General features: G+C 35.8%; 12 protein-coding genes and 3 tRNA genes. 11 read left to right on the forward strand and 4 right to left on the reverse strand.

Annotation, left to right across the window (positions count from 1 at the left end; all coding sequences use genetic code 11):
• Positions 1-5: 5 nt before the first annotated feature.
• The gene (locus tag T368_RS0109645; protein ID WP_004084393.1) at positions 6-2,237 is read right to left on the reverse strand and encodes a TonB-dependent receptor domain-containing protein; all 2,232 of its coding nucleotides are present in this window, start codon (positions 2,235-2,237) and stop codon (positions 6-8) included.
• A gap of 248 nt (positions 2,238-2,485) precedes the next feature.
• Between T368_RS0109645 and fliR the strand changes: the two genes are divergently transcribed.
• The 4 genes from fliR (at position 2,486) to T368_RS0109665 (ending at position 5,166) form a co-directional block, all read left to right on the forward strand.
• Positions 2,486-3,262: a flagellar biosynthetic protein FliR gene (gene fliR / locus T368_RS0109650; RefSeq protein WP_004084396.1), complete on the forward strand. Its 777-nt coding sequence runs from the start codon at positions 2,486-2,488 to the stop codon at positions 3,260-3,262.
• 9 nt (positions 3,263-3,271) lie between these two features.
• A complete protein-coding gene (locus T368_RS0109655) occupies positions 3,272-3,604 on the forward strand; it encodes a branched-chain amino acid transporter permease (protein ID WP_004084398.1) in 333 nt (110 codons plus the stop codon).
• Positions 3,604-4,413: a thiamine phosphate synthase gene (locus tag T368_RS0109660; RefSeq protein WP_004084399.1), complete on the forward strand. Its 810-nt coding sequence runs from the start codon at positions 3,604-3,606 to the stop codon at positions 4,411-4,413. Before T368_RS0109655 ends, T368_RS0109660 begins: the two co-directional genes overlap by 1 nt.
• A 102-nt stretch (positions 4,414-4,515) precedes the next feature.
• Positions 4,516-5,166 carry a YceI family protein gene (locus T368_RS0109665; RefSeq protein WP_004084401.1) on the forward strand — a complete coding sequence of 217 codons (651 nt, stop codon included), beginning with the start codon at positions 4,516-4,518 and terminating at the stop codon, positions 5,164-5,166.
• Between the two features lie 61 nt (positions 5,167-5,227).
• Here T368_RS0109665 and T368_RS0109670 read toward each other — a convergent pair whose 3' ends face one another.
• Together T368_RS0109670 and pssA are read right to left on the reverse strand one after the other, a co-directional pair.
• Positions 5,228-6,652, reverse strand: coding sequence for an MATE family efflux transporter (locus tag T368_RS0109670; protein ID WP_004084403.1), 1,425 nt, complete (start codon positions 6,650-6,652; stop codon positions 5,228-5,230).
• Positions 6,633-7,421: a CDP-diacylglycerol--serine O-phosphatidyltransferase gene (gene pssA / locus T368_RS0109675; RefSeq protein WP_004084405.1), complete on the reverse strand. Its 789-nt coding sequence runs from the start codon at positions 7,419-7,421 to the stop codon at positions 6,633-6,635. Before pssA ends, T368_RS0109670 begins: the two co-directional genes overlap by 20 nt.
• Before the next feature lie 173 nt (positions 7,422-7,594).
• Between pssA and T368_RS0109680 the strand changes: the two genes are divergently transcribed.
• The 7 genes from T368_RS0109680 to T368_RS0109710 all read left to right on the forward strand — a co-directional run bounded on the left by T368_RS0109680 (position 7,595) and on the right by T368_RS0109710 (position 11,441).
• Entirely contained in the window at positions 7,595-8,287 is a 693-nt protein-coding gene (locus T368_RS0109680; protein ID WP_004084406.1) for a 5'-methylthioadenosine/adenosylhomocysteine nucleosidase, read from the forward strand.
• A 318-nt stretch (positions 8,288-8,605) separates the two neighbouring features.
• A complete protein-coding gene (gene ppk2, locus T368_RS0109685) occupies positions 8,606-9,529 on the forward strand; it encodes a polyphosphate kinase 2 (protein WP_004084407.1) in 924 nt (307 codons plus the stop codon).
• Complete coding sequence (locus T368_RS14660) at positions 9,516-10,571, forward strand: CinA family protein (protein WP_004084408.1); 1,056 nt, start codon at positions 9,516-9,518, stop codon at positions 10,569-10,571. Before ppk2 ends, T368_RS14660 begins: the two co-directional genes overlap by 14 nt.
• 171 nt (positions 10,572-10,742) lie before the next feature.
• Complete coding sequence (locus T368_RS0109695) at positions 10,743-11,075, forward strand: F0F1 ATP synthase subunit C (protein WP_004084409.1); 333 nt, start codon at positions 10,743-10,745, stop codon at positions 11,073-11,075.
• 60 nt (positions 11,076-11,135) lie between these two features.
• Positions 11,136-11,219 (forward strand) — tRNA-Leu (locus tag T368_RS0109700).
• Between the two features lie 34 nt (positions 11,220-11,253).
• Positions 11,254-11,340 (forward strand) — tRNA-Leu (locus T368_RS0109705).
• A gap of 24 nt (positions 11,341-11,364) precedes the next feature.
• Positions 11,365-11,441 (forward strand) — tRNA-Arg (locus T368_RS0109710).
• A gap of 590 nt (positions 11,442-12,031) precedes the next feature.
• Here the strand turns inward: T368_RS0109710 and T368_RS13890 are convergent.
• Positions 12,032-12,324: methyl-accepting chemotaxis protein (locus T368_RS13890; RefSeq protein ID WP_034595223.1), on the reverse strand; the 293-nt coding region annotated here is incomplete at its 5' end.

Consider the following 12,324-nt stretch of genomic DNA (forward strand, 5'->3'; position numbering starts at 1 on the left):
AGAATCTAAAAATCCATATTCACACTAAACCAATATCTTCTGCCTTCAGCAATGTAGTTATACATATTGCCAACTAGTGCATTGCCGGTATAATTGCTGCCATTGCTACCGCTAGTCTCCCAACCATATTGTCTATAATCTGCGAAGTTTTTGTCTAAAAGGTTATAGATAGCAAAATTTACTTTAAATTTTTCATTGATTCTATAAGTAGCCCCCAAATGTAAAAGCATAAAAGGTTTATAATATGCCCCTAGCACTTGCTGTTGTGCTGCATCTGTGCCAGGTCTCAAACCTCTAAAGCGATTGCCTTGCACTTCACTACGCAAATATACATGTAAATCTTCCCATGTATAGCCAAGCTTTGCGTTGAATCTATGGTCTAGCGTGTCTGTGAGTGGTGCGCCCTTTAGATTACCTGTTAGTTGCTCACTGCTTGTAAAAGTATAGCTTATATCAAAATTTACTCCATAAAGTGGTTTTATCCCCGCATAGAGTTCTACACCTTGTATATAGGATCTATCAACATTTATCGCGCGAGAGCAACCTCTGCTGAAACTCGTGCTACCGCATTTAGCCTGATCTGCACTGGTAGCTAAAGTCTCCGAGCTGATCTTATCCCAAAATAGACTATAAAAATAGGTGATTCCAGATTCAAAATAGTCATTATCTGTAAGAGCGGTCATCTCAAAGCTTAGACTTGTTTCAGGTTTTAGGTTTGGATTCCCTAAAAATGCAAGTTGCCCTTGTGCGCCAAAGCCATATTGTCCATCTATAAGCTGATTAAGATATGGTGCTTTATACCCCATGCTTACGCCACCTTTAAGCGTTAGCCAATCAGGGATAGCTTCATAAACCAAATATGCCTTTGGCGAAGTGTTAAAACCAAAGCGTGAGTTATAATCTTCCCTTAGCCCTAAAGTAAAGCGAAATCCATCAAAGGCTTCCCATTCATTTTCTGCGAAAAGGGCGAAAGTGTGTTGTGAAAACTGACTAGGCTTTGCTACCATATCCTGCATCCATGAAAACCAGTATTGCGCCCCAATGCTTAGATAGTTTTCATAAGGCAGGTCAATAAAGCCTTTTGATTCTAGAATCACATCTTTACCAGCTATTTGTCGTGGATTATTTACGGGTGTTGTATTTGTCATGCGTCCATCGTTATTGCTTTGATTAAACTGCAAAGAATTTTCTATACTCCATGTGCCATAGTTGCCTTTATGTGCGATGATATTGTTGTTTCTACTTACAATATAGGCATTTGCTGTGCTTGTGTGTTGCCCTAACTGCTCTTTGCTATTATCATACCATTGACTCGCATAACTTGTATCAAAATAAATATGATTATTAGAATCTAGATTCCATAAAAGTCTGCCACCAATATCATAGATATGTGCCATAGTGGGATTGCCGATAAAGCCCGCGCTATCGGTTACTATATCACCTACATTTGGAAATGTTGGTGAGCTGCTGCTATTTGGCTTAGTTTGTGTAATTGTATATTGATATTTCACATTTGAGGGTTCTCGAAAATAGTAACGCGCTCTTAATTGCAAACCAATCTTATCCTTGATAATAGGCGCTACACCAAAGAGATTTAGCATGTAGCCAGAGCCATATTGCCTGTCTTCATTTTGCGTTGTTTCTAGCCCGATATTCACAGCGTATTTATCAAAACTCTTTTTTGTAATGATATTAATCACACCGCCAATCGCATCACTCCCATAAAGCGTACTCATAGGACCACGGATAACCTCAATCCTCTCAATCGCACTCAAAGGTGGCATAAAGCTCGTATCAGCCTGACTCCAACCCGCATTTGTCGTATTAATATCCCCCGCGACACTTGTGCGTTTGCCATCGATTAGGATCAAAGTATAGTTTGCCGGCATACCGCGGATAGATATTTTTAATCCACCTGTTTTTCCTAACTCTGTATTGACATCAATGCCCGGAATATCCGCAATCGCCTCTGCTAAATCCCTATGAGGCTTATTCTCTAACTCTTCTCTGCTAATCACGGTGATAGAAGCGGGAGCATCTTTTAGTAGTTGTTCTGTGCCACGAGCGGTCGTTACGACTTGTTGTAGTTTATAGTTTTTTGCTTCTGTGTTTGTGGTTGATTGTATTTTGTCGTCTTGTGTATCTGCGAGCATAAAGCCAGATAACACCAAAGAGAGTAGAGAATAGTGTGAAATACGCCTTGAAATAACACGATTTTGCATAGATTTTGTTAGCATTAATATCCTTGTGTTTAAAAATATCATATTGTATCATAATAATTTATAAATTGATAATCAATAGTATTATTTTATTTGAAAATATATAGGAATTATTATTATAATATTATTTCACATTTCACCCAAACTTCAAAACACTTTAGAATCTCAATAATCTCATGCTATAATTTTATTCCTAAGATTCACTAAGATTCATTAAAATTAAGATTATTTGTATTTCGAGTTTTGTATCAAAAGTAAGGTTATTTATGCTTGATTTTCTCCCCTATATTACAAATGCAAATGTTATGGCATTTTTAATGCTATTGTTGCGTTTTGGCGGTATTCTTGCATTTTTCCCTTTTTTTGATAATCAGATTTTACCTGTGAGTGTGCGGGCGGCGCTTGCTTTCGTGCTTGCAGTTGTGTTTATGCCGATGGTAACACATATTATCTCTTATCCTAGTTTGACAGCGTTTATGATTGGTGGCTTGTTTGAAATTCTTTTAGGTTTTACTTGTGGGCTTGTGTTGCAAATCATCTTTTCATCTATCGTATTTGCGGGGGATTTGGCAAGTTTTTCTATGGGTTTGACTATGGCTAGTGCGTATGATCCTATGAGTGGGACTACAAAGCCTATAGTCTCTCAAGTTGTGGTGTTTTTATCAATTCTTATGGCATTGCATTTTAATTTTCACTATCTTTTGCTTGATATTATCGCGCGAACGCTGAATGATACGCCACTTGGTGGCTTTATGCTAAGTGATAATATTGTCGCATATTTTACAAAGTCGTTTGCAAATATGATTCTAATTGGCTTTTCTATGGCGTTTCCTATTATTGCTGTGTTGCTTTTGACTGATATTATTTTTGGTATGATTATGAAAACTCACCCGCAATTTAACCTGCTTGTGATTGGTTTCCCTGTGAAAATTGGCGTGGCTTTAGTGATTTTAGCCATTATTGTGCCTAGTATTATGCAGCATTTTAGATATGATTTAAGTGAGGGTATGAAAGTATTATGGAAGATTCTAAGTCAAGATTAAAGGAGTAATATGCTATATATTATGATACTTTTTATAGCCTTACTTACGGCATTAACAAGGTTTTTGCCATTCTTTATTTTTCGCAATAAAGCCCCAAAAGTTATCACAGATTTAGGCATTCTTTTACCCCCTAGTCTTATTGCTATGATATTTGTGTATTCATGTAAGGATATGTTGGGTTTAGATAATATTGATAATGGGGTCTATGGGCTTATTGGCATTATGTTTGTGCTGTTTTTACATATTATGTTTAAGAATATTTTAGTGAGCATTTTTTGTGGCACACTCTTTTATCTTATCTTGCGTAATTATGATTTAATATCTAGCTTAATGGCTTCTTGATGTTATCCTATCTTATTTTATCCCCAGCATATTATGCTGATGATACATTATATACAAAGCTACAATATGCTTATGCTATGTTAGAATCTAAGGGCATGAAGTTAGATTTTATCGCATTTCGCTATGATAATAGTGATATTTTATCTGCGAATGAATATCATAAACTATTTGAAACATATAGATTCTGTCAAACTCACAACATAACTTTATTACTGAATCTCTCTATCTATAAACTTGAGACACTCATACTTTTATGGCTGCATGGCTTTAACTTAGGCATACATTTTAAGGAATCTGATATGTCTCTTTTGTGTGAGAATATCTGTAAAGATTTAAAGCAAAGCCATGCCTTAATACATTCTCTGCAAGATAATATAAGTTTGCATGAAAAAGTAAAGATTCTTTATAGCACGCTTTCTCGCACAAGTATCGCAAAAAGTTTAAAGCCACTCTGTGATATAGAATCTTTTTCATGCTTTCTAACTCCACTCAATCAAGCCTTAAATACTTATGAAAACTTAAAGCAAGAAAATAGGCTAGATAAAAGATTCTATCCTATTTTTGTAAGCACACATAATTTAAAAGATTTATCCAAAGTCCTATCACTTGGGGCTAACTACGCTACAATCAGCCCTATATTCTATGATAAAGGCAACAAAGCCTTAGGTCTGCCATATCTACAAAAACTGCCTTTGCATGTAAAAGAAAGGGCATTTGCATTAGGTGGTATAAATAGTGATGTAAGAGTGCATGAGATTAAGTCATGCGGTGTAGCTGGATTTGCTTCAATTAGCTATTTTTTACAATGATGAGTTATGTTTTTAGCTATTAGCTTACAGAGTGAATTAACCCTTTTTATGCTTAGATATGTTAGAATCTCAGGCTTTAAGTAAATAAAATAAAGGTTAAATATGAAAAAACTTTTTACTTTCATGCTTTTTTGTGTGATTCTTCAAGCAAAGGAATATGTTATCGATGAGACGCATTCAAGTGTGAGTTTTAGCGTAAAGCATTTAAGTGTTGCCGATACCATAGGACATTTTCAAGAGTTTTCTGGCACACTTGATATTGAAAATAATGCGATTAAGAATCTGCAAGGGCAAGTTGAAATCAAAAGTATTAATACCTATAATGCCGCACGAGATGAAGAGTTGCTTTCAATAGATTTTTTTCACACCAAAAAAGCCTTTTTACAATCTATCTCATATAAAAACAACATTTTACACACAAAACTCACAATAAACAATATTACAAAAGAAGTAACTTTTAAGGTAAAAATCACAGGACCAATACGCAATCCAAGCCTATCTTTAAAAGAAAAAAGCACAAATACTAATCCTTTCACATTGCAAACAACCGATATGCCATTGCAAAATCCGCATTTAAAGACAAATGATCCTAACACGGATTGTGGCTGCTATGTCAGCTATGGTGATAATGTCATCGGCGTAGAATTACATGGCAAGATTAATCGCTTTGACTTTAATATCGCTACAACCACCCCAAAAGAGCTTTTAGGCGAATATGTCAATATAAAAATCATATTAGAAGGGTCTAATTAGATTATAAAGATTCAAATATCACATAGACTGCATACAAAAGATAAAAATAGAATCTGTATAGCTATTTTTCCGAACGCTTTGTAGTATAGTATAAAACCACAACACTCACGCATAAAGCACAGCATTGTGATATAGGATAGGCGATCCATGCACCCATGATTCCATAATAATGTGTCATAAGTGGTAGCAGCACAACAATGAATGCAAGCGTGTAAGCTATCGTTACGACAAAAGAAGCTAGGGCTTGTTGTAATGCTTGCAAGTAAAATGCAATAATTAAATTCACACTCAAAAAGACATAGCCAATAAAGTAAATATTGAGTGCCACCCCGCTTTGTGCCTTAAGATCTAAATCCTTTAGATACAAGGACACAACAAAATCACTAAATACAAAAAATAGCATGTATAGAATACAAGAAAGTCCTAATGCCACATAGATATAGAATCTTAGAATCTCTTTCAACCTGCTAAAAAGTCTTATGCCATAGTTAAAACTCGCAATAGGCTGTATAGATTCTGCAAGGGCTATCATAATGGTAAAAAAGTTAAATCCTGCATAAAGAATAGCACTATATATCGCAAGAGCAGACTCACCGCCAATATCTTTTAGAATCTGATTATAAAGCCACATGACAATGCCTACACTTGCTTCACTTGCCGCATAAGGTGAGCCATATTTTATCGCTCTTCCAAGCAGATTCCAATTAAATACTTTTACAAAATATAACTCCCCGCTTTTCTCACAGATAAAGGGTAATGCTGTGCGTATTTTATTGGCTAGTTTCTTATTAAAAAAGCCAAGTAATAATGCCCTATGTCTAGATTCTATATAATGCCACAATAGCACAAGAGAGCCGATAATATGCCCCAAAGTCGTAGCATACGCACTGCCGATAATGCCAAACTCCCATACAAATAAAAAGAGATAGTTAAATATCACATTGCAAATAGCCCCAAGAAACATAGCAAACATAGCAAGGCGGGGACGCTTATCATTCACCACGCATATATCAAGCACAGGATGTAATATGATTCCAAAAAGTCCCACACAAGTCCCACGCAGATAATCCACCGCCATATCATGCACATTTTGTGTTAAACCCCGCGCAAAAAAGTCAATTACAGAACTAGCATACGCATAGCACAAAACACCAACTAAAAGCGATAAAGGAAAAAGCAAATACACAATACTACTAAAAATAGCCCTAGCAATATTCGCTCTCCCTTTTGCAAGATAGTAGCTAATAAGAGTTGCCCCACCTAAAGAAAACATAAGCGAACACGCCATCATAGAAGGAAATAGGGGCCATACTACAACGATTGCTTTCATAGCGTCATCACCAAGCTTTTTATTAACAAAAATGCCATCAATGGTGGAATAACTAGCCATTGCAAGCATGGCTAAAAGCATAGGGATAAAATAGTTAAAAAAGAGTTTTGGGATACTATCGCTTGCTAGATTGAGATTACTCTTTGCGTGTGCCATTATCCCCCTTTATCTCTTCAATATCTTTCTTTTTCATTGTGATTCTAAAAAGCACGATAAAAATCCATCTTATAACACCATAGATTATATACGCACTTAAAAGCACACAAAGGGCTAAAGATGGCTGGGCGATAACAAATGCAAGGGCTATTAAAAGCATGATGAAATATTTTAGATTCCATTGCACTTTTTTAAAGCTTGGATAGCGAATATTACTCACCATAAGGATAGCAATGAAAAACGCAAATATAAGAAAAACATAGGTATTTGTGCGTAAAAACTCAATCCAGCCAAAAAAACTCACCTTTTGATGTTCCACCACAATAATCCATAAGCACACAATAGCCGCCGCAGAAGGGATAGGAAGCCCAATAAAAGAATTTGTCTCAACATTTGTTGTAATATTAAATCGTGCAAGTCGAATAGCCCCAAGCACCACAAATAAGCCGCTAATTGCCACACCATAGCGACCATAATCATGCCCTACATAAAAATACAATAGCACCGCAGGGGCAACACCAAAGGCAACAATATCAGCAAGAGAATCAAACTCTACGCCAAACTTACTCGCTGTATTTGTAAGACGGGCTACACGACCATCAAGCCCATCTAGCACCATAGAAAATAAGATATACCAACAAGCCGTTGTAAAAGCCTTAGAATCTGCTTGCACCAAACCCTTATGTGCCATAAAAATCGCCATGACACCTAAGAATATGCTACCTGCTGTAAAGAGATTTGGCAGGATATAGCGAGGACTAATTTTCATAAATATTTCCTTTTATAAGCATATAAATACATTGAATCTAAAGAGTTTTAAAAAGCTTAATTTTAGCATAGTTTTAGATAAGTTGTTACTATTTCTTATAGTCCTAATTTTTATAGCACAAGGATTCTATATTATGTTATAATCAGCATTTTAATTTGTAGAAAAGGAAAAATATGACAATAGGTATTATTGGGGCTATGCGTGAAGAGATTGTGCCGCTTTTAACACTTTATAAAGAATATGAAAGCATAGAAATTGCAGGGAATGTGTATTATAAAATCACATATAAAAACGCAACGATTATCATCGCGTATAGCAAAATAGGCAAGGTGCATGCAGCAATCAGTGCGACTACTATGATACTACGATTTGGCTGCGAAAAGATTATTTTTAGTGGTGTTGCAGGGGGATTGGCAAAGGGGCTAAAAGTTGGAGATTTATTACTTGCAACAAAGCTATGTCAGCATGATGTGGATATCACTGCCTTTGGACATGCTATGGGCTTTATCCCTGAAGGTAAGCTTTTTTATGAAAGCGATAAGCAATTATGCGACATGGCAAAGGAAGTGGCAAAAGATATGGGGCTTAGTATAAAAGAGGGCATTGTGGCAAGTGGAGATCAATTTATCGCTAATCAGCAGATAAAAGATTCTATCGTAAAAGAATTTAATGCAATCGCAGTAGAAATGGAGGGGGCAAGTGTAGCCTGTGTGTGTGATAATTTTAAAATCCCATATTGTATCTTCCGCTCTATTAGTGATAGTGCCGATGGAGAGGCTAGTCAAAGCTTTGATGAGTTTTTAGAATCTAGTGCAAGGATTAGTGCTGATTTTGTTTATAAGATTGTGGATAAAATCCTGCTTTAACAACCGATTGTCATAGTTTAGCCTTGTTAAGATTCTGTAATATCATGAGAGTGAATTTGTATAATTTCAAAGGCTAATCATGTCAGACAAAGTCTAAAATGAGCAGAGTTAAAGCTAAATTATGAAATTTAATATTTAAATTCATAAAATATAGGAATTTACACAATCATAAAGCACAAATAGTTATAAATAAAGACAGATTCCGCATTATTTATCCTAAAAATACACACCTACACACTCTATCACAGCTATTTTAAGTAAATTTTAATAAAATATTGAGTATGCTATACTTTTTACCTTAAGATAAAGGGGCTTATAATGAGCAAAAAGCAAATTGTCGTTCGACCTGAAGAGTCAATGGATCCACAAGATGTATATAGCAAAAAAAAGGTGATTAATAAACGCCATTTGTTTAAAAATGACTTTTATGAGAAAGAGTTGCGTAAGCTAGAAATCGAGCTTGTGAAATTGCAAAATTGGGTTAAAAAGACAAATCAAAAGATTGTCATTATAATGGAAGGTAGAGATGGTGCTGGTAAAGGTGGCACGATAAAAGCGCTTACTTCTCACCTTAATCCTCGTGGTTGTCGCATTGTCGCACTCAATAAGCCCACAGAGCAGGAAAAAACTGAATGGTATTTTAAGCGTTATATCACTAACCTACCCTCTGGTGGTGAAATCGTGTTTTTTGATAGAAGTTGGTATAATCGTGCTGGTGTTGAAAAAGTTATGGGATTTTGCACACAAGATGAGTATAAAGAGTTTATCTATCAAGTGAGCAACTTAGAACAAATGCTTGTTGCAAGTGGCACAATGATTTTTAAATACTTTCTTAATGTTTCGCAAGAAGAGCAAAAAAGACGCATTGAAAGAAGAAAAAACGATCCATTGCGTATGTGGAAATTAAGCCCTATTGATGCCAAGTCTTTGAACTTATGGGACGACTATACAGAAGCATTTGAAAAAATGTTTTCACGCACACATACACCATATAGCCCTTGGATGATTGTAGATTCTAATGATAAAAAGCGTGCAAGACTAAATGTCGCAAGGGATTTATTAAGCAAAGTGGATTATGAAGATAAAGACCAAAATTCTGTATGTTTGCTTGCTGACCCAAATATCGTGCATTTATATTCGCAACAATCAAGCTTTATTAAAAAGAATAAAGACTTTAAAATCTTTGATAAAGAGAAAGATAAAAAAGACTCTAAAGATTCTAAAAACGATGAGAAAAAGTAAATCTCATTTGCCTAAAAAACGCGTTATGAAAGCATTTTCTAACGCAATTAAAGCACTCAATACAGAATCTTCATCAAGTGAAAGTAGGCTGGGTGGTAGTATCTCTAGCCATCATAAGAACAAACAGGGAGACACTTCTTTATCACATTGCACCATAAAAGATTCTAATATGCAAACCCACACAATTGATAATAATGAAATATACTTTGAGATTATAGGCTTTGAGCAAAGTAGTGCTATGCAGATAATCTCACATTATGCTATGGATTGTTCTGTATCCTTGGGACTTGCAGATTCTGTGTCACTGCATTCTAGTCTTATGAGTGAAAATTGCGATAAGTTAGCAAATAAAGAAAATCTAGCCAAAAATAGTAACAACGCGCTACCCGCCATATTATCGCAAGAATACGGCATAATAGCACAAGGTTCTACACAGAATCTAGACGCATTTTTTAAGATTCTAGATTCTCTATTTGCAGAGCGACTTGTAAAGGGTGATATCGCAACTTTTGTGGTGAAAAAACTACAACAGCATAACTACAAACTCTGTGTTGCTGAATCTTGCACAGGTGGAGTTTTGAGTGCGATGATTACAGCTATTAATGGTGCGAGTTCTGTTTTTAAAGGCGGTATAACGACTTATAGCATTGAATCTAAACAGCAGATTCTAGGCATAAAAGATTCTGTATTTAGAGAGCATAGCGTGTATTCACAAGCTTGTGTAAATGCGATGGCAAGGGGAGCAATCGACTTATTTCAAGCCGATATTGCCATTGCTACAAGCGGATTAGCCACATATGATGATAGCCCTAATAATTTCTTGCATTTACCCGCTGGCATGGTTTTTACCTGCATTCTCATACGCGATAGATTGCCAATAAATATTGCCTATAACTATCTATTAGATACAAATATAGAGGGCAAAGATTCTAAAAACCCTACCCTTTACACTCCACACACACATATAGATTCTAGAATCTTCGTGCAGAAAATGGCTAGTTTGCAAGCCTTGCGTTTGCTTTTAAGCGCCATTGCGAGTTAATATTAAGATTTTGACATACCCAATGAAATTTCATGTTATTTTATTGTGGTTTTTCTGTTAATATTTAGCAAATTTTAAGGTAAAAAAAGATAGAATAACCCCCATGCTTTGCAAGTAGGGGGCATATCCGAAAACAAAAGTGTGAGTTTATTTTATTAATAAGGAATGAGTATGAAAAAGCTTCTTTTATTCTTTTTCGCATGTGTTGGTTTTGCACTAGCTGCTGATGCAAAAGCTGGTGTAGATGGTATTAATGGTGCTGATTTAGTAATGGCACTTTCTGTTCTTGCTGGTGTTGTTGGCTTGGGTATTGCAGCCCTTGGTGGTGGTATCGGTATGGGTCATGCTGCTGCTGCGGCAATCTCTGGCACTGCAAGAAACCCCGCATTAGGTTCTAAATTGCAAACAACAATGTTTATTGCAATCGCTTTGATTGAAGCACAAGTTATCTATACGCTTGTATTTGCTGTTATTGCAATTTATGTGAATCCTTATCTTGCTTAATTGTTTGTATAAAGATTCTTAAAACTTTTTAGTCTCCCTTTATTCTAAAGGGGGATTTGTGCGCTGGTGGTGGAATGGTAGACACACCATCTTGAGGGGGTGGCGGGGCGACCCGTGTGAGTTCAAGTCTCACTCAGCGCACCATCTTCAAATAGAATGATTAAAACCACCATATATAGCCGGAGTGGTGAAACTGGTAGACGCGCTAGACTCAAAATCTAGTAAGGGCAACCTTGTGTCGGTTCGAGTCCGACCTTCGGCACCATTCAATTCAAACTTCATTAATTTTGTCCTGATAGCTCAGCTGGATAGAGCGTAAGATTCCTAATCTTAAGGTCATGGGTTCAAATCCCTTTCGGGACACCACTTGATTTATATAGCTTATCGTAACTTTTTCTTGTTTTCAGTCAAAGCAATTTTGTTGATTTTAATGCGATTTTTTATCAATATTTGTGTAAGAGACTTGATTGCTTTGACCAAAATATCTTAGGGTTAGATAATTTTAGTATCGTTTTACACAGACTCTTGAATTTGTTGGATTAATTCAAGGTTCAAAAAAACTTTCGCTATCTTTATAAAAAGTTTGGAAATCTTAAAATACATTCCCCATTCTGCCGTGAATATCCATTTTAAGTTTGATTTGTTGTGTTGGGACCCCCCCCCTTTTTTTTCTTGCCGTATAGAGCATAATGAGTGTGCAGATGAGTTTCAAACAAAGAATATAAAAGTTCTACATGTTATAGCAGTCCATTTTCTAAAATTAGATTCTTAAAAGAAAAAAAAGGGGGGGGGGAGTAAAAAACATAGGATTATAAAAGCAATCATTTGGCTAATATCTCATCAGCACAAACAAACAGAGATCTATGAAATTAAAATTAACATTCAAGGATTAAATGAAAGTTTTATAGCTCTTTTTAATTTAAAAATACCCCCCTCCTCCAACCACAAACCCCACTCTAGAATCTCTTCCTATTCACATCTTCTAGAATCTTAGTAGCAACAGAATCTATTGCAGTGCTTATATCTTGTGATTTATTAGCAATCTCTACATTTTGCTGTGTGGTTTGCTCTAGTTGCGAGATAGATTCATTAATCTGTCCTATGCCTTGAGCTTGTTCTTTTATAGATTCTGCCATGTCGTTGATACTTTGGACTAGTATATTCGTATTTGCTTCTATTTCACCCAAAGACTTTTGAGTTCTCTCTGCTAGTTTTCTTACTTCATCTGCTACGACTGCAAAGCCTCTGC

It is taken from the genome of Helicobacter bilis ATCC 51630, from assembly GCF_000686565.1.
Lineage (GTDB): Bacteria > Campylobacterota > Campylobacteria > Campylobacterales > Helicobacteraceae > Helicobacter_A > Helicobacter_A bilis.